Here is a 21057-nt window from a genome sequence, read left to right as displayed (position 1 = left end):
GGGATTGAAAGTAGGGTCTAGGTTCGAGTCAATGCTTCCCTGAGAGAGATTACTTCTAACGTGGCTCTAGAGCGGACATTGCTCCACTGATTATATTTGATTAGATCAGAAGGCGATGTGCAACTAATTTGCCCTCATCCCAACCCTCCTCCCCAAAGAGAAAGGCTTCCGGATAGTTCCGCTTCCCTCTACCACTGGGAGAGGGCTAGGGTGAGGGCAATCTTGGCAAGCATTTCAGGAAAGTTGCACATCGCCTATCAGACTAAAAAAATAAGTGGAAGATCCCACCGTTTGGACATTCTTCTTCCTCGCTTTGATCGTTAGACTTGAGGAGATTTTTGAACGATCGGGCCCTCTCTACCTCATGCGAATTGTTTTCCCATTGGCGATTTTGCTCGGCTTTTTACTGCTGCAAGGTCAGGCCGCTCCGCAATCCACTTTACTACCAAAAAGAACTGCAATGGATCTTGACCAATATCAGTGGAAAAATCGCCTCCTACAGATCTTTGCGCCTTCTGAAAGCAGTGCTGACTATCGATCGCAGCTTCAGTTTCTCAAGGCTCAACAGTCTCAACTGGTCGATCGCAATCTATTACTGATTCGAGTCTTTAAAGAAACTGGCTTTGTTGAAGATCAGGCGATCAACTCGGAGGCGATCGCTCAACTGAGAAAGCGTTACGGCATTCAATCAGACGAGTTTCGCATCATTCTGGTGGGCAAAGATGGCACCGAAAAGCGACGGGAAACGGTTCCTACTGCGATGAATGCCATCTACCGCCAAATTGATCAAATGCCCATGCGCCGACAAGAGATGAGCGATCGTGCTAACTAGATGGCTCTTTCGCTTCGATGTTCAACGCTTCTGCTCCCCAAGCTGCCAATTCTGTGGGCCTTAAGAGATTCGCTGTGTTTTTATGATAGTTATTGGACGGGCTGCGGTCGGGGGGACTGTGATTCGTTGACGAGGCGATCGACCAGACTGGGCGGGGTGGCCTGGCGAAAGGCTCCGCAGTAGTGCATCGTCAAAACGGCTTTGAAAGCCCAATGATTAGCGGGCACATCGCTAAAGGGGTTAGGTAAAGTTTCAGCGCGATTTTGGACACAGGCTTCGAGAATCTGACGCTGATCGGGCTGAGATTGAGCGGTGGTTTTGGGCTGATTTTCGGCTCTGACGGGAGCGATCAGGGCGATCGTCATGAGAGCGGCGGTGGACAAAACTTTGAATTTCATCACAAACTAAAGAGCGAATTGAGGACTTGTCCCTGTTATATCAATTCACAACCTCAATAGGCTGAAAACTACAGCGGCGAACCATAATGCTCTAACCAATCAAAAATCTCGTCTAGCTGTGGGAGTGTAATCAGGCCATACTTCCAAAGGGTCATTGGCAATAGACTAGGGGTTTGCTCAGAATGCTCTAGTGCCAGTGCGATCGAGGCTTGAGACAGTCCCAGTTCGTCAGTCAAAAATTGGATGAGGGGATGAGTTAATAACTTCATAGGGGCACCCTGCAAAAACAAGATTACAGGATAGCAGACAGTTCCTCTACAAGCTGCACTTTTCCTTTACGAAATGCGTAGAGCAAGCGATCGAGGGCACCTTGTTCTTCTGGATCGAGCAAATCATTAACCAGGGCTGTTCTAATGGCGTAGCGATCGCCGATCGTCAGTTTGCCCGTAGAGGCAGCGTCGGCGTAGAGTTCAGAAATCGCACCTGGAAGGAGATCGCCAGCAATCATCGGGAACCTGTTGGGAATGTGATGTTATTAGTATCAGCTTGCGGCTGTTAAATTTCGGTGACAAGTTAGACGCGCAGGTGTGACATTTTGTGAGCGATCGAGTGATATTCATCACGTCTCCCCTTTGAAAACTCAGTAAGAGGAATTTTTATGACGGTGACTAACGCATCAACCGGGTTATATCTTCCCAATCCTGATCTGGTCAAAACGGCCACGGCTGCTATTGACACGTTTGAACAGTCGAGCGCACCGAGCAAATGGGTGTTTTTGGACAAGGCGACGATTATTAGAGAAATGAGATCGCGGGTCAGTGATCCGTTTCAAATCAATCAAGGAGGACAGCCGTTTTGTGGGCCGGCCGCGGTCTTGTTTGAGCTAGTCAGAAAGCAACCGTTGCGCTATGTGCAAATCTGCCAAAGCCTGTTTGAGTCAGGAGGACTGCAAGCGACGACCCGCTGGATTTCGGCTTCTGACAATCTGCGTCAGGCTAGTCGCGGCGACCTCAAAATGGGGCAGGCTGATTGGATGGTGTTGGCAACGCTGCGCGAGTCTGAAAATCTGTTGTTTCCCGTTGAGCCAAACGCACCAGAAATGATTCGCAATATCGCGGGCATGACCAAATCCTGGGAGATGCGCGGCTGGATTCGTGAAATTCTCGGCTACCGCAAGTCAGAGTATTATCACGCCTACTTGATGAATGATGTTAGTGCCTTAAATCAGAGTGCGATCGCCATCCAATCAGGCGGTGTCGCTTTGATGTTGGTCACTGCTGAAGGCATGTTGCAGAACAATCCACCGCCGATTCCGTTTCCGAGTCATTGGGTCGTGCTATTGGGTGGTGTGGTAGTGGGAGAGCGCGTCAGCTTTGATCTTTACACCTGGTCAAAAAAACTCCATCTCGACATAGATCTACCCTCGTTCAAGAAGTACTTTTGGGCCAGCGTCACGGGAACGCCGTAGGGTAGGAATGTTGGACGAAAGACATTGGACAGGAGACGTTGGATAAAACAAATTTGAGAACCTTCGATCTAAGGAGATTTCTAGCAGAGAAGTTACCAATCTTGGGAAGCCTCCTAAATCCCCCACGAGTGAGGGATTTAGGGGGCGTTCCCGAATTTGCAGTCGGAGCGAAGTATTTCATCGAATTCACGTAAATTCACGTCGGTTTACTGCATCGGATCGAACACCATTTGAGGAACCAGCAGAATGTTATCAAACGACTCGACCTGCTGTGCGATGCCCAAAAATCGATCGTCCTCATGGCGAATTTGCACGATCGACGGATGACTAACTCTGGCGGCTGAGTGCTGATTGGTCAAATTGATCAAAACTTCATCGGTGGCTACTTTTTGACCCCAACACCAGCGTTGAGCCGTTTCCGCAGACAGCGTGACAATCGGCACATGAGACAGCGCTACCTCCGGCGACAGGGGAGAAAATTGGCCCGCTTCAATCTGAGCCGCTAACGCCTCGATCGTCAAACTCTCTGACAGCACAAACCCACTGCTTTCTGTGCGAATGAGAGCTGCCAACGTCGCGCCCGTCTGCAAAGCGGCTCCCAAATCACGGGCGATCGCTCGAATATACGTCCCCGGCCCACAGGCGATCGCCAACTCCAATTCTGGAAAATCACCCGGTCGCCAATCCAGCACTTCGATTTGATGAACTTCGACCGATCGGGCAGCCACGTCGATTGCTTGTCCCGATCGGGCCAGATCATAGAGCCGCTTTCCCTGTACCTGAATCGCACTATAGTTTGGCGGCACCTGCTGAATCTTGCCCGCAAACTGAGGTAACTGCGCTTTGACGCTTTCCAAAGTAAGGTCAGGAACGGCTTGATGCGTCAAAACTTCCCCTTCCAAATCGTCTGTAGCGGTTGTGATTCCTAACCGAATCGTGGCCCGATAGGCTTTGTTTTGCCGCAAATATTGAAGTAGTCGAGTGGCACGACCGAGGGCGATCGGTAACACACCCGTCGCAGCCGGATCGAGGGTGCCCGCATGTCCGACTCGCTTGGTGTTGAGCAGCCGTCGCACTTTGGCCACACAGTCATGAGACGTAAAGCCAGCAGGTTTGTTGAGATTTATAAAACCATTCACAAGCAAAATCTACACAGGGACAATTAATCAAACTCAGGTGCCCAAAGATCAGAAATCTGCACTTCCCAACCTGGAAGCAAATCGGGAACGGTCAACGTCTCTCCATCATGCAGGACGACGGCATCCTGATTAGAGCGACAAATTTCAAGCGATCGACCTTCAGGACTGATCAAGATTCCTACTCTAGTTCCCAGGGTGAGGAATTGATCGATTTTGTTTCTCAACTTGGTCAGACTGTCACTCGGAGACTTCACTTCGACCATCAGATCTAGGGTCAACTCGGCAAACGATCGGGGACTTCGGCGCAGTCGATCGGCTTGCACAAACGAAACATCTGGGGCACAAGTATCAGAATTGGGCAACACAAATCCAGCGATCGACTCGGTGACTCGACCAAGTTTCTGAGGTCTAACCCAATTTTGCAACTGAGCGCCAAACTCAAACGCCACTTCGTCTGATTCGTAGCCCGATGGACTCCTGACAATAATTTCTCCAGAAACCAATTCCGTCTTTAAGTCGGGATGCTCTCCCTGAAGCATTTCCAGGTCTTTGGCGGTGAGTAACATATTGCCTCCCAAAGAGGATTTTTGAGTCTATGCTTTATTTTGAACTGGCATCTTTTATTTTGCGATCTGGTCGGCACTCAGCGATCGAATCAAGCTCAACCGCAAGGGCCCCTGACTGAGAATGCTTGTGTAGGCGGCAGATAGATAAGGACGATAGCTGGACTGATTGGCGATGTAGGTTTGAAAAAAGGCCAGACTGAGCGCATTTGTGTAGCGACGAGCGACAGCAGGAGTCGGGCCCACCACATCAGGCGGCAAAACAAACGCATCATTTTTGGAGTCTGCCAGGGCTGAGAAATGAGTCGCCCGATCGATGAGAACCAGATAGCGATCGACGGTCTGTAACCAGGTAAAAGGAATAATCTGTTCGGGTAGCGCCGGAGCAACCGTGTCTGCGTTCCCGCCAATTATCATGGTAGGAATTTTAATTTGGTTGAGACCTGCTTGACCCAAAATGCCACTGTTCACCGGATTCATGGCAATGATCGCTTTGACTCGCGGATCAGACAGATCGTAATTGATTTGAGGTAGCGCGATCGCTCGACACTGTAACAAGAGAGAAATATTGAGCGTATCGTCCAGGGCAGTCGGGTTGCAGTCCTTTTGTAATTGCTCAAAGTTAATTGAGGCACCCGCTAGGGCAAGTACCGTGTAGCCGCCAAACGATTGTCCAAAAACCCCCACTTCTTGGAGATTGAGCCGTTTGTAACGAGAATCAGACTTTGCGAGGCGAGTCAATTCATCCAGCAGATATTTAATGTCCAGGGGACGATCGACAAATTCGCTGGGTTCTGCAACGTCACTAGCCACGCCCGCTAACAACGCCTGAGTTTGTTTGGCACTGCTGCCCGGATGTTCGGGAACGGCAACCGCAAACCCATGAGAGGCGAGGTGTTCTGCCAGATATCGGAAGGTTTCTCGATCGGAACCTAACCCATGAGAAATCACAATGACAGGAATCTGCCCGCGACGATCGCCCCGACTCTGCGGCAAATAGACATCGACGGGAAAGATCCGATCGCGTCCCAAAGCCGTGACAAACCCTCGACGGCGATCGATCAGCTTCAGGGTTGTTTTTTGCCAGGGGGAGGGGCCTCTTGTGCCCAAATCGCTGATGCCCTGTAGAGGGGGGGCAGGTTCCTGGGTGGCTAGTTGGGCGATCGTCGTGGTGGCGCGGTTGGTCTGGGTGACAATCTGTTCGAGGTTTCCGGCAATCTCAAGACTCCGCTGCAAATCAATGCGAATTCCACGGGTCGGAAATTTGCGAAACACATTCAGAGGAGTCAATCCCTGGGGATCGTCGGATGCCAAAATTAGAGCCGCCCGAATCGCAAAAAACCCCGGATCGCGAGACTCTGGCTGAATCACCTGCCCCAATCGTCGCAGCAAAATTTCGCCTTGAGGCGTGTAGAGAAACTGAGAGACGGCGATCGGGGTTAAATCTGCCCGTGCAACCAGGGCTTTTCGCAGGTTTTGCAAATCTTGGGGCTTGGCGTACTGAGCATAAACGAGCAAATCTTCGTCCAGTTCGCCTCTTTGGGCATAAGCTTCGAGAGCAGACACGGAAATCGATCGCTCCAGTAGCCCATAAGATAAGTAGAGCCGTTCAGCGCTGAGTGCCGGGTGAGTCATCAAAACCACGGGCAACAGTCCCCAGCCCATTCGTTTGAGCAACTGACCTGCGGTTTGACGAATCCGATGAGAGGCGCGATCGTTCATAAAGTGCCCAAGAGTAAGCCGTGAGGGTGATTTCTTAAATTGCTTTGCAGCAGGCATAATTAATTGTGCCGTACCTCGACGCTTAGAGAGCAACGTTCCCTGAGAATTACTTCCAGGTTATTCTAATTGCTCTCAAGTTGGTTTTTATCTACTGAAAGCATCCTTTGTCATTGTGATTAAGAATGGGCTATTGCTTTAATCCTCGGTGTAAATCTCCTGCGATCGGTGGTCAAAACTACTGTCAAAGTTGTGGTGCAAAATTGATGTTGATGGAGCGCTATCGAGCGATTCAACTATTAGGAAAAGGCGGCTGGGGAAAGGTTTTTTTGTCAGAGGATACTCAAGCAAATCGTCACTGTGTGGTCAAGCAGTTATTGCCTCCGATCGAAGTACAAAAAAATCCCGCTGCACTGACAACTTTCTTAAGGCTTTTTCGAGAAGAAGCGGCGCGGCTGTCTGAATTGGGACATCATCCTCAAATTCCCACATTATTCGATTATTTTGAGCAAGAATTGGAGCAAATGGGGCAACCCAAGGGACAGTCGGCTCCCAAATATTTATACATGGTTCAAGAATATATTCGAGGAACAAATCTATTAGAAGAACTGCAACAAAAAGGAAGTTTTGATGAGATTCAGATTCGTCGTTTTTTGAGAGAACTGTTACCCATAATCGAGCGAGTGCATGGGCGAAATGTGATTCATCGAGACATCAAGCCTGAAAATATTATGCGCCGAACTGACGACAATCAGCTTGTGTTGATCGACTTTGGAGTAGCCAAAAAATTTACCGAAACTAATGCAGGTAAGCCTGGAACGCGAGTTTTTACTGAAGGCTATGCAGCGATCGAGCAAATTTCAGGTCGTGCCTCGGCTGCCAGTGATTTATATAGTTTGGGCGCAACTTGCTTACACTTACTCACTGGGAAATCTCCTCAAGCGATCGAACAGCTTTTTCAAAGCCAATCCTGGTGGCAAGAAGCGTTAAACCGCTGCCAAATCACGCCTCAGCTAAAACAAGTTTTGAATCATTTGTTGGAGCCGATCGCCAAAGATCGCTATCAGTCAGCCCACGACGTTTATCTAGATTTGCTGCCCAAAATTATGGTTTCTCGATCGCGGTTAGAATTCACGTTTACAGAAGCCGATTTACAAACTAATTCCGCACAGCTTACTCAAGCGATCGAGATTGTCAATGCAACTCCTTACACAAGCTTTAAGGGAGAATGGGTTGTTCCGGTTGATCGCCTGACCTGGATTACAATTTCTCCAGAAAGATTTAGCACCAAACTTAAAAATCACGAAACCAAAATTCAATTCAACCTGACGATTAATCCTGAATATTTAATGTCAAATCTGGTTTACGATCGTGCTCTAATTCTCAAAACAAATACCGAGCCGAGTCAGTATGAGCTAACAATCAAAGTTCAAAAAATTGCGCCACTTGCGGTCAACCACACTCTGCCCTACGCTCATCTGATAGGTGTTTTTATTGCCTCTATTCCCATCATTCCTATTGTCGCAACCGTTTATACGCTAATCTTTTCGGGAGTTGCGCTACCCGATGCGTTTGAAATCTCGGCAGTCGGATGGGCGATCGGGTGGTCAGTTTTACGAGGGTTGTTTCCAACCGCTAAACTATTTTGTGCTTTAGATAGCGTTGCTTTATTCACCGAAATTCGGTTGTTTGCAGCCTTTGACGGACTGTTATTTGGGACGCTGTTTGGCATTGTTTGGGTCGTCATTCGCGACTGGGTGACGGAGAGCTGGTACGATCGCTTTGCTCCTTTATTGGTCGCAGCACTGGTCACAAAAATTCTCTTTTGGGTGAGCTTTCGAGTCATTCGCCAACTGTTGCTCTGGATTCCTGCGATCGGTACCAGTACAGGACGAATTTTGCGATCGTTTGGTCAACGAGGATTTAAGAAAGTGACGGCTTTAGGGATTCTTTTGTTGGCGATCGTCGCCGGAATCAGTTGGGGCGCACTCTGGATTTCAAAGGATCAATTTCTGCTTTTTTCCCTCGTTGTAGCAGTCAGCAATGGCGCATTTTTTCTAACGCTAATGAGATATTTTAAGCCAGTGAGAAACTTACTTTACAGGCGCAAAAAACATCAAGAAGAACGACAAAACCACTTATTAATTGACCCTTAATCTCAAATCAATTCGCTAAAATCTTATCTAAGGAACGCAAACTAAATAACATCGACTTCTGTAGATTGGGTAGAGCCTTGCGAAACCCAACGATTGCTAGGATGTTAACGTCAGTTCGATGAACGCTTCGCTTCGCTTTTAGATCTAGGAACGCCCCCTAAATCCCCCACGAGTGAGGGACTTTGAACCAGAATTCCTCTCTTAAAGTCCCCCAAAGTTGGGGGGTTGGGGGGCAGAAGCCGTGAACAACGAAGCGGAAAACCTCTTATCGAATTCACGTGGTGTTAGGTTTCATGCTTCAACTCAACCTACGAAGTTATTTAGTTCGTGATCCTGAGAGTCCCCTAGAATGGAGGATTTAGGGGGCAGAAGCGCTACACATCGAAGCGAAAAAACTTCATCAAATTGTCGTCAACTTGACTCTAATAGCGCTAATAATTCTGCTTCCGAAAGGAGAGAAATTCCTAAAGATTGGGCTTTTTCTAACTTAGAACCCGCCTCTTCACCCACAACCACATAATCCGTTTTTTTGCTCACCGAATCTGTCACCTTGCCGCCCGCTTTTTGAATCAGTGACTTAGCCTCATCTCGCTTCAAAGTTGGGAGCGTTCCAGTTACTACAAAGACTTTTCCAGTGATGGCAGTTTGCGCCTGTGGGGTTTTGACCTCGCCCGCTAATTGCAGACCCGCCGATCGCAGCCTTTCAATTAACACTTGATTGGCGTGATTTTGAAACCATTGATACACCGATTGAGCAATCTCAGACCCAATTCCATAGACGGCGGCGATCGCTTCTGGAGAAGCCTGGGACAGTTGCTCCACATTGGGAAACGTCTGCGTCAAAACCTGAGCATTCACGCTGCCCACATGCCGGATTCCCAACCCATACAGCACTCGTGACCAGGGCTGAGACTTAGATGCCTGAATCGATTTGACTATTTTCTCGGCTGACTTTTTGCCCATGCGATCGAGCGTCAGCAATTGTTCAACCGTCAACTCATAGAGATCAGCGACCGACCGAACTAGCTTCTGATCCACCAGTTGCATGACCAATTTTTCGCCCACGCTGTCAATGTCCAAAACGCCTCGACTCGCCCAATGAGTCAGCGCCCCCCGCAAAATCGCTGGACAAGAAAGATTAATACAGCGCGTCACGGCTTCGTCTTCAGGCTTGACCACAGGTTCACTACACTCCGGGCAATGAGTCGGCATTTCAAACGGTTTAGCACCCGCCGGCCGCAACTCTGGCAAAATTCGCACCACTTCAGGAATGATCTCGCCCGCTTTACGCACGATCGCCGTGTCCCCGATCCGAATATCTAACTCAGCAATGCGATCGCGGTTATGCAGCGTGGCTCTGGCAACAGTCGTTCCCGCTAACTGCACCGGACGAAGGTCTGCAACGGGCGTAATGGCTCCAGTTCGTCCCACATTCAGGCTGATATTTTCGACGATCGTGGGCGCTTCTTCGGCAGGATACTTGAGGGCGATCGCCCAGCGCGGAAACTTTTGCGTAAAGCCGAGTTGTTCTTGAAGCGTAAAGGAATTGATCTTAACCACCACGCCATCCGTCATGTAGCGCAGTTGAGTCCGAGCGATCGCCCAATGATCACAGTAGGCTTTTACATCGTCGATCGTGCTGCACCGCTGCCGCTCCGGATTGACGCGAAAGCCCATTGTTTTGAGCAGTTCCAAGGCTTCCCATTGAGAGTGAGGAGTGAGGAGTGAGGAGTGAGGAGTTGAGGAATTAGAGCCTAGATGCAGCGTGTAGGCGAAAAAATCTAATCTTCGTTGGGCGACGATGCGGGGGTCTAGCTGTCTGAGCGTTCCGGCGGCGGCGTTGCGGGGGTTGGCAAAGAGCGATTCTCCGGCTTGTTCGCGGTCTCGGTTGATTTGCTCAAAGGAGTCTAAGGGTAGAAAGGCTTCACCTCGGACTTCGATCAAAGCAGGCGGATTTTCTAGATTCAGACGGAGGGGAATCGATCGAATCGTCTTCACATTTTGCGTGATCTCTTCGCCAGAAATGCCGTCGCCTCTCGTCGTCCCTCTGACCAAAACGCCATTCTCGTAGGTGAGGGCGATCGCTGACCCATCAATCTTGAGTTCACACACATAATCAAACTCGATGACATCGGGCGCGACTCGTTTCCAGCGCTGTTCCCACAAGCTCAGATCATCGTTGCCAAAGGCATTTTCTAAACTGTAAAGCGGTACGTTGTGCTTAACCGAATTGAACTGACTAGCAGGACGCTCTCCCACGCGCTGAGTTGGGCTGTCGGGCGAAATCAATTCGGGGTGGCGGGTTTCGAGGTCTAGCAGTTCGTGGTAGAGGCGATCGTAGACAGCATCCTCGATCGTTGGCGCGTCCAGAATGTGGTAGTCATAGCTGGCTTTTTGCAGAATCTTGGTTAATTCTTGCACCCGCTGCTTGATTTCGGGGGTTGCTTGTTCTAACGAGTCCATATCTACCTATCTACACCACTTGCAATTATAGTAATTGCGTACCACTAATTTACCCGTTTTGCATCAATGGAATCGTTATTATAAACGTTGAACCCTGCCCTAATTCAGATCGTACCTCCAGGGTACCTTGATGTTTTTCGACGATGATCTGATGGGCGATCGCTAACCCGATTCCCGTCCCTTTGCCGATCGGTTTGGTGGTAAACAGGTAATCAAAAATTTTCTGCTTTACGTCGTCTGTCATGCCGATGCCGTTGTCGTGGATAGAGATTTTGACCTGATGATGGTTTGCTTCGGTGTGCAGGGTGATTTGATTGGGAGAAGCTTTAATGTCGTCAAAGCTGCGATCGTGGTTCGATTCTTCTAGCGCGTCGATCGCATTCGCCAACAAATTCATAAACACCTGATTGAGCAGCCCCGGAAAGCAACTAACCAGCGGCAAATCACCATACTGTTGCACTACTTCAATATCCGGATGCTGACTACTGGCTTTGAGTCGATGCTTGAGAATCATCAGCGTACTGTCTAGTCCTTCGTGCAGATCTGCCGCAACTTTGACCTCCCCATCTGTTCGAGAAAAAGTTCTCAACGACACACTGATATTTTGAATGCGATCGACACTCTCTTTCATCGATTTCAGCATTTTGGGCAAATCTTCGAGCAGGTAATCTAGCTCAATTTCTGCCGCATGGTCTGCGATTTCTGTTTCAGACGCTTGTTGTTGATAAAGCTGCAAATGCTGCATGAGATCTTGTAGATAAGTGCCTGCATGAACCAGATTGCCTCTAACGGCTCCGACGGGATTGTTGATTTCGTGGGCAACCCCTGCCACCAATTGCCCCAGAGCCGACATTTTTTCACTCTGCACCAGTTGTAGTTGAGAATCCTGGAGTTTGGTCAGTGCCTCGGATAGCTCGATCGTTCGTTCGGACACCCGCTGTTCGAGTGCCTGGTTGAGGTGACGCAGCTTTAGATGCATCTGGACGCGGGCCAGCACTTCTTCTCGACGAAAAGGTTTGGTGATGTAGTCTACCGCGCCGAGGCTAAATCCTTTTACTTTGTCGGCTACGTCCGTTAGCGCTGTTGTAAAAATAACTGGAATAGTTTGAGTGTGTTCTGAGGCTTTGAGGCGACGACAAGTTTCAAATCCATCGATTCCCGGCATCATCACATCGAGCAAAATCAGATCCGGCGAAACGGCTTGTAGCTTGGCGATCGCGCTTTCTCCATTCTTGGCCACCAGCACCCGATAGCTGGCTTCTTGCAACACATCAAACAGCACTTTGATATTGGTTGAGTTATCGTCTACAACAAGAATCAGGGCTTGGTGAATGGACATGGGTCGAAGTAGATAAAGAGACAAAGAGTAGAAACAAAAGGACTGCGATCGCTAGAAGTTCACTGCGCTTTAGACAAACTGCTGGACTCGTTTAAAGATGGCTTCTTCGTCCATTTCGTCGGCCAGTTGTAGAATTTGTTCAGAAAAAGCCTGGTAAGTGGGATCGAGTGATTGTAGTTTGAGGGCTGCCTGCTTGATTGCGTTGATGTCACCGATGAGAGCCGCCCCATAGAGATCTGCCAGTTCTTCGCGAGTGGGAATCGTCGAGGACTCAATCGGCGGATTGACTGGTTTCAACACGGTTGTCTCTTCATAGATCCACGTCAAATAGAGATGGCGCTGAAGCTGCTCAAACAACTCTTCTGACTGCACAGGCTTGGGGAGAAAATCATTACAGCCTGAGTCCTGACTTTGTTGACGATCGAAGTTAAACACACTGGCAGAAGACGCAATGATCGGCACGGTTTGAAAGTTGGGCAACGACCTCACCTGCTGCGCCATCTCAAAACCCGTCATCACAGGCATCACCAAATCCGTGAGAATCAGATCGGGGGGTTGAGCGATCGCTTGATTCAGTCCTTCTTGTCCGTTGGCGGCTTCTATGAGGTCAAATCCTAGCGGAGCCAGGAGATTGAGAATGACAGAGCGATTTTCCCAGCGATCGTCCACGACGAGAATCGTTTGTCTGCGCCCCTGGTAGCCCACGATGTTGTGACTCGCTTTGCCGTCGGTTTCAATCCATTGGTCTGATTCGGGTAGCTCGACATCAAACCAAAATCTGCTGCCCTGTCCCGCAATGCTTTCGACTTGAATTTGGCTGCCCATCAGTTCTACAATTTGCTGACTGATAGCGAGTCCGAGTCCGGTGCCTTCGGTCATGCGCTGTTTGTCGCCCACTTGCTCAAAGGGCAAAAAGATTTTCTCGATCTGTCGGGGAGTCATGCCCACGCCCGTATCTTCGATCTGAAAGCGAATTTTTGGAACGTCCGCCTCTGAGGGTTCAGACGATTTGGGAGACTCTCCGACTACGCCCACTTTGAAGGTGACTTTGCCACGATCGGTAAACTTAATCGCATTCCCCAACAGATTGATCAACACCTGACGCAACCGTTTCTCATCGGCAAAGACGGCTTTGGGTAGTTGATTGAGCACTTCGTAGGTAAACGCAATTTCTTTTTGCTCGGCCCGAATGCGACAGATTTCAACAATGCTTGTGAGGAAGGAGTCGATCGAGAAATCTTTGGCAGACAGTTCGAGCTTGCGGGCTTCGATTTTAGACAGGTCAAGAATGTCATTAATCAACGTCAGCAAATGTGAACCGCACTGGTGAATGATGCTGATGCCGTCTTTTTGCTTGACGGTCGCCGTTTTGTCACGCTGAAGAATCTGGGCATAGCCCAAAATGCCGTTGAGTGGAGTCCGAAGCTCATGGCTCATATTCGCCAGAAAATCACTCTTGGCACTGTTGGCGCTGTCGGCGGATTCTTTGGCTTGTTTGAGTTCCAGAGTGCGCGCCTCGACCCGAATTTCTAACTCCTCAAACGAGGATCGTAGCTGAGTTGCCATCTGGTTAAACGAGTGGGCCAGGGTTTCGAGTTCGCCAATTCCTTTGACCTCGACGGGTTGAGCCAATCCGGTCTTGGTGCTATCAGCGACGTGTGAGTCCAGGGCTTCGGAGGCTTGACTGAGTTGCAAAATGGGTCGGGCAATCCAGCGAGAGGTGTAGATGCCCAAAACAGTCGCCACGCCCAAAGCACCCAGACACAGCAAAATCGTGGTGCGCGTGTTGGCGTTGATCTGTCCCATAAAATCAGCTTCGGGAACCGCCACGACTACCAGCCAATCCAATCCCCAGCGATCGCGCCACGGACTCACTTGCACAAACTGCCGCTGACCATCAAGCAAAAATTCAAATTGCTGGCTGTCCTGCACTTTATTGAGGTCACTAAGACGCGCGACCAACTGCTGACTGGCTGCCTGAATGAGGGGATCACCCACGTCGATCGCGCTAAGTCGCTGCGGTTTGTCGTTAACAATGGTGAAAGGCTGCTCGGTGCTAGAAGCGGCTACCAATAAGCCATTGCGCTCTAAAATAAAGGCTTTGCCAGACGGACTGATTTTAAGCTGACGTAAAAAGTCACTCACTTGAGAAAGACGCTGCTCAACGCCGATCGCTCCGATCAGATTCTGGTTGCGATCATAGACAGGGCGACTGGCGGCGATCGACAGCGGATAGGGAGCCGTCTCCCACTGATAGATTGCGCTCCAAACGGGTTTCTTAGCTTCAAATGCCGCTTTGTACCAGCCTTCTTTTTGAAAGGCGTAGTCTTTGGCGATGTCGGCTAACTTGATGCGATTTCCCTGACTGTCTGCGTCGTAGGTGTAGAGGTCGCCATTTTGATGCTGCCGAGGCGAGACTTCGTTGATGGAGACGCGATCGTTGTTGAAGAAGTATCCAGCGGCAGCAAACTCTCCTGTCTTGGAGCCGTAGAGAATGTAGCCTATATCGAAACTTTGCATCTGTTTCCAGAAGAACTGACCCAGCGTTTTTGAGTCCTGAGTGTCGAGTAGCTTAAGGTCGATCGCGTCTCCGTTGGTTTGGGCAATTTTGTGAGGAGTGGCTAAATAGCTGTCAAGATGCTGATCGACGAGGTTGTTCACCTTGTTCATCATCTGGTGCGCCAGGTCATTGACGGCTTGCTGTCCGTTTCTAAAGGAAAAATATCCCACTAGCCCAACCGCCGTAGAAGTCTGCAACAGAAACGGTATAACTAAAACAAAGCGAAGGGGAAATTTTTGGGGAAGTCTGAAGCCCATGATGGCGCAAGCTATATTTTGTAAGCCAGTGTGCCCAGTGGATCTTGATTCATACCAAATTCATCTGAGGCGATGCGGTTGCAAAATTTGTAGAATCGAGTATTCTGCCTGGTAGATATGTACTTGTGGTGTTAACGATGCAGGTTTGGTTAGCGAGTTTTTTTGTGCTGTTTGCCCTATCAGAATTGTTTCAGTGGATGAAGCATCTTTCGCTGCCGCTGCCCGTATTCATTTTGGGTGGAGCCTTTCTAGCGATCGCCTCTAACTACGATCGACGCGCTAGTTTTCCGTTTAACTTGCTGCCTGATGAGTTTTTGGATGCGTCTGTGTCAGAACCGATCGAACTTGAACCCCCCAAAGCGCCGCGGCCAATCTCGTTTACCATTCGTAAGCCAGAGAGAGAGCAAGTTGAGTGATCAATTCAGAATTCTGTAATCTTTGGCTTTATTAAATTCACATTCCTTGGCCGCTAAAGTTTGAGCATGTTCCCTTGAGGTCACACAATAGGAGTAGCATGTTGACCTTGTAATTTCTAACGCTATGTCTCTTCGATCAAAGTCTCTTCGATCAATCCCTCGCCTTTTGACGGTTTTGTTTTCGCTGGTGACGATCGTCTGCCTCCTGTTTCCGCTTCCGGCGATGGCTGGCTTGACCGACGATCGCTATGATGGTGACATTTTTGCGCTCTACGCCGGAAATGGGTCTCTCGTGCCGCCCAAGATCTCGCTGGCAGACTCGCTCAAGCAAAAAAAACCGACTTTGCTGGTGCTGTATACCGACGACAGTAGCGACTGTAAGCAGTATTCGACCGTTGTTTCGCAGTTTCAAGCGTTTTATGGTCGAGCGAGTGATATTCTGGCAATTCGCATCGATTCGTTGCCGATCAAAGACAAATATGAGCCGACCGAAGCGGGCTACTATTACAAGGGCTACGTGCCTCAGACGGTTGGGTTTGACCAGTCTGGTAAGGTGGTTTTGAATGAAACGGGGGCGATTCCCTACGAGCAAATTGACGATGCATTTCGCAAAGTGTTTGACCTATTGCCACGAGAAGAATCCGTTCCTTTAAAACGTCGCCAGGTCAACGAAGTCAACACCGAACTCGTGCCCCCCGCCCCTGCCAAAAAATAGCCTTCTCAAAACTTTCTCAAAACTCGTATGTCTCGCAAAATTATTCAAACAGATTCCGCGCCTGCGCCTGTGGGCCCTTATAATCAAGCGATCGCCGCCCAAGGTCAGATGGTCTTTGTTGCGGGTCAGATTGCTCTTGATCCGATGACGGGTACGATCGTTGGCGAAGGCGATGTTGCCAAGCAAACTGAGCGCGCCATGAACAGTCTCAAAGCCATTTTAGAAGCGGCGGGAGCAACCCTCGAAGATGTGGTCAAGACGACGGTCTTTTTGGCAGATATGAATGATTTTGCCGCCGTCAATGCGGTTTATGGTCAATATTTTGATGAGGCGACGGCTCCCGCTCGTGCCTGTGTCGAAGTGTCTCGCTTGCCCAAAAATGTATTGGTCGAGGTGGATTGTATTGCCGTGATTTCAGAATAAGCTTGCAGTCAGGCTTTGTAAGGTTTGTAGCCCTTTGAGAGAACCGTGAATTAGACGAGTGGCGGCGATCGGTTGCTTGATTAGTCCCATCGCTAAAGGCAGTGGTTGGAGTCGTCCTTGGGAATCGATCGCGCCTGACAAATCGGGCAAATCGTACTCACTATCGTCACTCACCACCCGCAGCATTGAAATGGACGCACCCGGCAACCCCTTGAGAATGGCGATCCCTTCCATATCGACGACAGCGGATTGGTGAAGCTTGCCTAAGTTGCGTTTTTCGATCGCTGAGGTGAGAATGCGATCGCTGGTCAAGGCTCTGACAGCAGGAGCAACTTTCTCAAATTGAGAAGCGTCACACGTCCAAATTGTCCCCGACTGATCCACGCATTCACGATAGAGAACCACATCGCCAACTTGAAACTGGGCCGTCAAACTGCCACACAGCCCCATGACCAAAATTTCTGATTGGGAGGTTTGCCAGGTTTGTAAAAAGCGAGTCACAGGCTCAATGCCCACCGGAATCGGCACCACTTGAGGCGGATGGGTCGTGCGCTTGATGCCCCGACAAACCGCTTGATATTCTGCACCTTGAGGAACGAGAATTAGCAAATAAAACCTCCTTTTTGAGAGACGATAATTTTGAGAAATGAGTCATACCAAATCAATTTGTTGATGTTACAGATCCTTCGCCCCCTAAATCCCCCATTCTGGGGGACTTTGAGAATCCGAGACTGCTTTGGCTTGAAGTCCCGCACAAGTGGGAGATTTAGGTTGCTCTCCAAGATCTGTGGCACTCAAAGATCAATTTGGTATCAATCTCATTCACAGCAACTCTTCAAACAGGCTCATTCAAACATAATTCGATCCAGTTTTTTTGCTTCGTTGTTTGGTGCTTCTGCCCCCAAGTTGCCAATTCTGAGAGACTTTGAGATAGGAGAGTTTAAGGTCTTATCCAGAGAGAGTTTGCGTCGTTAAAAAACTTAAGCTCTGCGTCTGAGAACTTCTAGCAGCGTGGTTAACGATCGGGGAGCCGGGGCGATCGCTTCGACCCATTCTTGAGTCACGGGATGAATTAATCGTAACCGCCAAGCGTGAAGGGCCTGACCGGGGAGGTTCACGCCGATCGACCGTCCTGACCCGTAGACCTGATCGCCGACAATGGGATGCCCGATGAAAGCGCTATGCACTCGAATTTGATGCGTCCGTCCTGTTTCTAGCTCAAAGTGGATGAGGGTGTAGTTGCCGATGCGTTCTTTGATGTGCCAATGAGTGATGGCTCGCCGTCCGCCTTTTTCTTCGGGGATGATAGCCATTTTTTGGCGATCGACGGTGTGCCGTCCAATCGGCTGATCGACGGTTCCGTTGTCTGTGCTGGGTGCGCCGTAGACGATCGCCAGATAATCTCGTCGAGCCGTTTTGACGCGAAATTGGGATTGCAAATGGTGAAACGCCTGTTCGGTTTTGGCGACAGCGATCGCGCCTGTGGTGTCTTTATCTAATCGATGTACGATTCCTGGACGCTGCACTCCATTGATTCCCGGTAGCGTTGAGCAATGTGCTAACAGAGCATTCACCATCGTACCAGTTTCGTGTCCCGCAGATGGATGCACGACCATTCCCGCAGGTTTGTTGAGAATCAGTAACGAGTCATCTTCGTAGAGAATGTCGAGGGGAATGTTTTCGGGTAATAACTCTAACGGTTGGGCTTCAGGAATCTCGACCTGGATGAGATCGCCCTCTCTCACTTCAGCTTTTTTGGAGGTGCAAACTTTTCCGTTGACCTGCACGAGTCCTTGTTCGATCAGTTTTTGGACGCGCGATCGAGATAAATCTGCCAACTCATCTGCGAGGTAGCGATCGAGGCGATCGGTCGTTTCTTCAACCTGAATTTCGGTCAATAAGGACATGTAACTTTGAGCATGGGACGTTTGAGCTATCTCACTTCTATGCTAGTTTCTAATTTTGCAGTTCATCAAACTTTTTGGATCAGCGATCGTCCTAGCAATCCCTGGGGTCTAATCAGCAGCATGAGAAATAAGATGCTAAACGCAACGGCATCTTTGTAGGCAGAAAAGTCGCTTGGAACGAAGGCCTCGACTAAGCCGATCGCTAACCCTCCAACGACGGCTCCCGGAATGCTGCCCAACCCGCCCAACACGATCACCGCCAACCCTTTGAGACCAAATCCGATGCCAAAATAAGGGCCGGCAATGCTGACACTGGAGCCGACGAGCGTGCCTGCCATGCCGCCTAAAAAGCCGCTGACAAAAAACGTGAGGACGATGAAGCGATCGGGATTAATGCCCAACAAACTGGCGGTTGTCTGATCTTCGGCAACGGCTCGCATCGCTTTGCCATACTTGGTTGCGTTGATCAGGTAAGTCAGAATGCTGAGAACAATACCCGACACTAAGAAAATAACCACTTGCACACTGCGAATCGGAATAGGATTGCTATCGGTGCCAAAGTTAATCGCTGGTGGTAGGTTTCCGTAAGTATCTGGGGGAAAGGTGTAGATTTCTGCGCCGACCAGATATTGAATCAGATTCACGATGACAACGGCAACACCCAAACTAGAAACCACGGTCAGCAAAGAATCGGCTTTTCGACGACGCAAAGGACGGAAGGCAAATCGTTCGATGATTACAGAAACAATGCCAGCGATCGCACTTCCCAAAATAATTGCGAACCAAAACGGTAACTTGATCGGCAACACTAAATTTGCAAATAAACCATTGAATCCAAACGCACCCCCCATCAGCGCGTAAGTAAAATAAGCACCGAGCGTAAAAATAGCCCCGTGGGCAAAATTGATAATGCCTAAAATCGAAAAAACCAACGTGTAGCCTAATGCAAAAATGGCGTAAATGCTACCGATCGACAACCCATTCAAAAAATTCTGTAAAAATATCGTGGCATCCATATAATCACTAACAAATGTGAGTTCGATGAATCTCTTCGCTTCGGTTACAGATCCGGGTCGCCCCCTAAATCCCCCACGAGTGAGGGACTTTGAATCGAAAAGCTTGTCTTAAAATCTTGTCCAAAAGTCCCCCAGAATTGGGGGGTTGGGGGGCAGAGACCCAAAACAACGCAGCGGAAAAGCTCGATCTTAACCAAACTGTTGAATCGCAGGAAGCAACACCAAACCGAGAATCAAACTTACCACATTCATCAACAAGCTGAGGCTGAGAACCTGAGCGAATAAGAGCCGCTTTTGACTCAACCGATCAATCAGCCATGCCTCCCATCCCACCGCAAAAATTTCAGAGGCAGGCAGCGTGATCAGTGAGGGAATGCCAGTCGCGGGAGGCAGCGATTCACCATAGCCTAAAAAGAGTGCGACGACAAAGCCGATCGCTAACACCACAGGCAGCGAAAGTAACCAGACCAAAAACACTTTTTGCAGCGCTCTAATGGTGATTTCTGGACGGGTGGCTAGAAAAATGCTGAACCCGATCGCAATCAGCAAGCTCAAGACTCCAAATACTCGTGTCGTGGTGTATTGAAACGGCTGCAACGCTGGAAAGAAAAACCAGACGACTGGAAAAGTTAGCAGATTGATGAATGCGATCGCGACCAATATCTTAATCGACAGATCTCGCTCAACTTTGAATGCCCACAGACACAAAGCCGCCACGATTAGCTCTGTGATTTGAGTCAAGCCCAACGCAATGCTGAAGATCTCCCAGCGAGTGGGCTTCATGGGAGCGCGATCGACTTCAATCGTCAAGTCATCAGGCTGCACCGTCACGCTCAAACGTTTGGGATAGCCCACCAACGGATTCTGAAGATCTAAGGGGAAGGCGGGAGTTGTTTTGGTGCGATCGTCGAATTGAGCAATGAGTTTGTAATAAGGGCCAGTCGATCGCTGGCTAAACTGCGATTCTGCATAGAGGCAAGTGTTTTGCACACAATCAAACCGATGCGGAGCGCTGAGAATGGGACTCGACTTTAAACAATCTTCTCCGGTACAGATTCCTGTATTCATTAACAAGATGGGACGATCGCATGTCTTCGTCGCACATTCTACAAACTGGGCACCCTCGACGTTGACCGCTTTGGCATCTCGACCTTGAAACGTCATCCAAAAATAAGACGGGGGTGCAGGCGCATTAGCATCCGCGCTCGTCGTCATTAGCAGCAAACTGGCTATCAACGCTAGAAATCCCTTCAAACAGCCCGTCCACGATCGCGTCATCTCTAGCCATCCAGCCGCATATTGACACTGTGATTGTAGGCGATCGCTTGTCGAGAAGTTATCGAATCCGGTTGTCATTCATCTTCTAAACAACCCTCGATCACTTCATAGATTTGCAGTAGCTCTTCAAAGGTATCTCCTTGGGTAGCGCAACCTGGAATGGCTGGCACTTCTGCCCAAAATCCTCCCGCTTCTGCCTCATGAATGACCACTTTAGTTTTCATCAGATGCCTCAACTTCAGGTTTTCTCAAGAGGAAGGATTTGGACGGTAATCTTAGCGTTTTCAAGTCAGATGTGATCGCCCCTACAAAGAATCATACCCCTGTCAGACAGACCGTAGACCGATAATCAGACGTGAATTCGATGGGAGTTTTTCGCTTCGGTCTTCAGCGCTTCTGCCCCCCAAC

20 protein-coding genes are annotated in these 21057 nt (G+C 49.3%); 6 read left to right on the top strand and 14 right to left on the bottom strand.

All coding sequences use genetic code 11. The features are described from left to right. Positions 1-274 precede the first annotated feature (274 nt). On the top strand, positions 275-832 hold the full coding sequence (locus ACJ2PR_RS23015; RefSeq protein WP_446878708.1) for a DUF4174 domain-containing protein: 558 nt from the start codon (positions 275-277) through the stop codon (positions 830-832). Positions 833-921: 89 nt separating this feature from the next. On the opposite strand, the gene ACJ2PR_RS23010 is transcribed toward ACJ2PR_RS23015, so the two are convergent. The 3 genes from ACJ2PR_RS23010 to ACJ2PR_RS23000 form a co-directional block, all read right to left on the bottom strand. Next, positions 922-1230 (bottom strand): hypothetical protein, encoded by a 309-nt coding sequence (locus tag ACJ2PR_RS23010; protein WP_446868492.1) that lies wholly within the window; start codon positions 1228-1230, stop codon positions 922-924. Positions 1231-1298: 68 nt separating this feature from the next. Continuing rightward, positions 1299-1499, bottom strand: a complete 201-nt coding sequence (locus tag ACJ2PR_RS23005) for a DUF2949 domain-containing protein (protein WP_446860565.1) — start codon at positions 1497-1499, stop codon at positions 1299-1301. Between the two features lie 23 nt (positions 1500-1522). Continuing rightward, complete coding sequence (locus tag ACJ2PR_RS23000) at positions 1523-1738, bottom strand: hypothetical protein (protein WP_446868493.1); 216 nt, start codon at positions 1736-1738, stop codon at positions 1523-1525. A gap of 150 nt (positions 1739-1888) precedes the next feature. On the opposite strand from ACJ2PR_RS23000, the gene ACJ2PR_RS22995 reads away from it, so the two are divergent. Continuing rightward, positions 1889-2698, top strand: coding sequence for a hypothetical protein (locus ACJ2PR_RS22995; protein WP_446878707.1), 810 nt, complete (start codon positions 1889-1891; stop codon positions 2696-2698). 206 nt (positions 2699-2904) lie between these two features. Here the strand turns inward: ACJ2PR_RS22995 and truB are convergent, their stop codons facing one another. From truB to ACJ2PR_RS22980, 3 genes are read right to left on the bottom strand one after another with little or no spacing between them, the layout of a single operon-like run. Continuing rightward, entirely contained in the window at positions 2905-3837 is a 933-nt protein-coding gene (truB, locus tag ACJ2PR_RS22990; RefSeq protein WP_446878706.1) for a tRNA pseudouridine(55) synthase TruB, read from the bottom strand. Positions 3838-3860: 23 nt separating this feature from the next. Beyond that, positions 3861-4403 carry a Uma2 family endonuclease gene (locus ACJ2PR_RS22985; protein WP_446878705.1) on the bottom strand — a complete coding sequence of 181 codons (543 nt, stop codon included), beginning with the start codon at positions 4401-4403 and terminating at the stop codon, positions 3861-3863. 54 nt (positions 4404-4457) lie between these two features. Beyond that, positions 4458-6122 carry an alpha/beta hydrolase gene (locus ACJ2PR_RS22980; protein ID WP_446878704.1) on the bottom strand — a complete coding sequence of 555 codons (1665 nt, stop codon included), beginning with the start codon at positions 6120-6122 and terminating at the stop codon, positions 4458-4460. Positions 6123-6304: 182 nt separating this feature from the next. Here ACJ2PR_RS22980 and ACJ2PR_RS22975 point away from each other — a divergent pair, with 182 nt between their 5' ends. Beyond that, positions 6305-8275 (top strand): protein kinase domain-containing protein, encoded by a 1971-nt coding sequence (locus ACJ2PR_RS22975; protein ID WP_446878703.1) that lies wholly within the window; start codon positions 6305-6307, stop codon positions 8273-8275. A 411-nt stretch (positions 8276-8686) separates the two neighbouring features. Here ACJ2PR_RS22975 and ligA read toward each other — a convergent pair whose 3' ends face one another. The 3 genes from ligA to ACJ2PR_RS22960 form a co-directional block, all read right to left on the bottom strand. Then, positions 8687-10738: an NAD-dependent DNA ligase LigA gene (gene ligA, locus ACJ2PR_RS22970; RefSeq protein WP_446878702.1), complete on the bottom strand. Its 2052-nt coding sequence runs from the start codon at positions 10736-10738 to the stop codon at positions 8687-8689. A gap of 49 nt (positions 10739-10787) precedes the next feature. Further along, positions 10788-12077, bottom strand: coding sequence for a sensor histidine kinase (locus tag ACJ2PR_RS22965; RefSeq protein WP_446878701.1), 1290 nt, complete (start codon positions 12075-12077; stop codon positions 10788-10790). A gap of 69 nt (positions 12078-12146) precedes the next feature. Continuing rightward, positions 12147-14894 carry an ATP-binding protein gene (locus ACJ2PR_RS22960; protein ID WP_446878700.1) on the bottom strand — a complete coding sequence of 916 codons (2748 nt, stop codon included), beginning with the start codon at positions 14892-14894 and terminating at the stop codon, positions 12147-12149. Positions 14895-15031: 137 nt separating this feature from the next. Here ACJ2PR_RS22960 and ACJ2PR_RS22955 point away from each other — a divergent pair, with 137 nt between their 5' ends. The 3 genes from ACJ2PR_RS22955 to ACJ2PR_RS22945 all read left to right on the top strand — a co-directional run bounded on the left by ACJ2PR_RS22955 (position 15032) and on the right by ACJ2PR_RS22945 (position 16448). Next, a complete protein-coding gene (locus tag ACJ2PR_RS22955; RefSeq protein ID WP_446878699.1) occupies positions 15032-15310 on the top strand; it encodes a hypothetical protein in 279 nt (92 codons plus the stop codon). A 124-nt stretch (positions 15311-15434) separates the two neighbouring features. Next, positions 15435-16025 carry a thylakoid membrane photosystem I accumulation factor gene (locus tag ACJ2PR_RS22950; protein ID WP_446875393.1) on the top strand — a complete coding sequence of 197 codons (591 nt, stop codon included), beginning with the start codon at positions 15435-15437 and terminating at the stop codon, positions 16023-16025. A 27-nt stretch (positions 16026-16052) separates the two neighbouring features. After that, positions 16053-16448, top strand: a complete 396-nt coding sequence (locus ACJ2PR_RS22945) for a RidA family protein (RefSeq protein ID WP_446878698.1) — start codon at positions 16053-16055, stop codon at positions 16446-16448. Here the strand turns inward: ACJ2PR_RS22945 and ACJ2PR_RS22940 are convergent. The 5 genes from ACJ2PR_RS22940 to ACJ2PR_RS22920 all read right to left on the bottom strand — a co-directional run bounded on the left by ACJ2PR_RS22940 (position 16440) and on the right by ACJ2PR_RS22920 (position 20873). Beyond that, complete coding sequence (locus ACJ2PR_RS22940; RefSeq protein ID WP_446878697.1) at positions 16440-17057, bottom strand: phosphorylase; 618 nt, start codon at positions 17055-17057, stop codon at positions 16440-16442. The two genes, ACJ2PR_RS22945 and ACJ2PR_RS22940, sit on opposite strands and share 9 nt — an antisense overlap. A 371-nt stretch (positions 17058-17428) precedes the next feature. Beyond that, entirely contained in the window at positions 17429-18355 is a 927-nt protein-coding gene (locus ACJ2PR_RS22935) for an RluA family pseudouridine synthase (protein WP_446878696.1), read from the bottom strand. A 65-nt stretch (positions 18356-18420) separates the two neighbouring features. Further along, positions 18421-19371, bottom strand: a complete 951-nt coding sequence (locus tag ACJ2PR_RS22930) for a branched-chain amino acid ABC transporter permease (protein WP_446878695.1) — start codon at positions 19369-19371, stop codon at positions 18421-18423. 189 nt (positions 19372-19560) lie between these two features. Beyond that, a complete protein-coding gene (locus tag ACJ2PR_RS22925) occupies positions 19561-20727 on the bottom strand; it encodes a hypothetical protein (protein WP_446878694.1) in 1167 nt (388 codons plus the stop codon). Next, positions 20724-20873, bottom strand: coding sequence for a type II toxin-antitoxin system HicB family antitoxin (locus ACJ2PR_RS22920; RefSeq protein ID WP_446878693.1), 150 nt, complete (start codon positions 20871-20873; stop codon positions 20724-20726). The genes ACJ2PR_RS22925 and ACJ2PR_RS22920 overlap by 4 nt, the downstream gene beginning before the upstream one ends. Positions 20874-21057 lie beyond the last annotated feature (184 nt).

The organism is Phormidesmis sp. 146-33 (assembly GCF_052939515.1).
This window is presented reverse-complemented; position numbering and strand designations above follow the sequence as displayed.

Excerpts from the sequence above, each read along its gene's own strand:
- ACJ2PR_RS22985 (WP_446878705.1), bottom strand. The coding sequence starts at position 4,403 with ATGTTACTCACCGCCAAAGACCTGGAAATGCTTCAGGGAGAGCATCCC.
- ACJ2PR_RS23010 (WP_446868492.1), bottom strand. The coding sequence starts at position 1,230 with ATGAAATTCAAAGTTTTGTCCACCGCCGCTCTCATGACGATCGCCCTG.
- ACJ2PR_RS23000 (WP_446868493.1), bottom strand. The coding sequence starts at position 1,738 with ATGATTGCTGGCGATCTCCTTCCAGGTGCGATTTCTGAACTCTACGCC.
- ACJ2PR_RS22925 (WP_446878694.1), bottom strand. The coding sequence starts at position 20,727 with ATGACAACCGGATTCGATAACTTCTCGACAAGCGATCGCCTACAATCA.
- ACJ2PR_RS22950 (WP_446875393.1), top strand. The coding sequence starts at position 15,435 with ATGTCTCTTCGATCAAAGTCTCTTCGATCAATCCCTCGCCTTTTGACG.
- ACJ2PR_RS22965 (WP_446878701.1), bottom strand. The coding sequence starts at position 12,077 with ATGTCCATTCACCAAGCCCTGATTCTTGTTGTAGACGATAACTCAACC.
- ACJ2PR_RS22995 (WP_446878707.1), top strand. The coding sequence starts at position 1,889 with ATGACGGTGACTAACGCATCAACCGGGTTATATCTTCCCAATCCTGAT.
- ACJ2PR_RS22975 (WP_446878703.1), top strand. The coding sequence starts at position 6,305 with ATGGGCTATTGCTTTAATCCTCGGTGTAAATCTCCTGCGATCGGTGGT.
- ACJ2PR_RS22920 (WP_446878693.1), bottom strand. The coding sequence starts at position 20,873 with ATGAAAACTAAAGTGGTCATTCATGAGGCAGAAGCGGGAGGATTTTGG.
- ACJ2PR_RS22960 (WP_446878700.1), bottom strand. The coding sequence starts at position 14,894 with ATGGGCTTCAGACTTCCCCAAAAATTTCCCCTTCGCTTTGTTTTAGTT.
- ACJ2PR_RS22935 (WP_446878696.1), bottom strand. The coding sequence starts at position 18,355 with ATGTCCTTATTGACCGAAATTCAGGTTGAAGAAACGACCGATCGCCTC.
- ACJ2PR_RS22955 (WP_446878699.1), top strand. The coding sequence starts at position 15,032 with ATGCAGGTTTGGTTAGCGAGTTTTTTTGTGCTGTTTGCCCTATCAGAA.
- ligA (WP_446878702.1), bottom strand. The coding sequence starts at position 10,738 with ATGGACTCGTTAGAACAAGCAACCCCCGAAATCAAGCAGCGGGTGCAA.
- ACJ2PR_RS22980 (WP_446878704.1), bottom strand. The coding sequence starts at position 6,122 with ATGAACGATCGCGCCTCTCATCGGATTCGTCAAACCGCAGGTCAGTTG.
- ACJ2PR_RS23005 (WP_446860565.1), bottom strand. The coding sequence starts at position 1,499 with ATGAAGTTATTAACTCATCCCCTCATCCAATTTTTGACTGACGAACTG.
- ACJ2PR_RS22930 (WP_446878695.1), bottom strand. The coding sequence starts at position 19,371 with ATGGATGCCACGATATTTTTACAGAATTTTTTGAATGGGTTGTCGATC.
- ACJ2PR_RS22945 (WP_446878698.1), top strand. The coding sequence starts at position 16,053 with ATGTCTCGCAAAATTATTCAAACAGATTCCGCGCCTGCGCCTGTGGGC.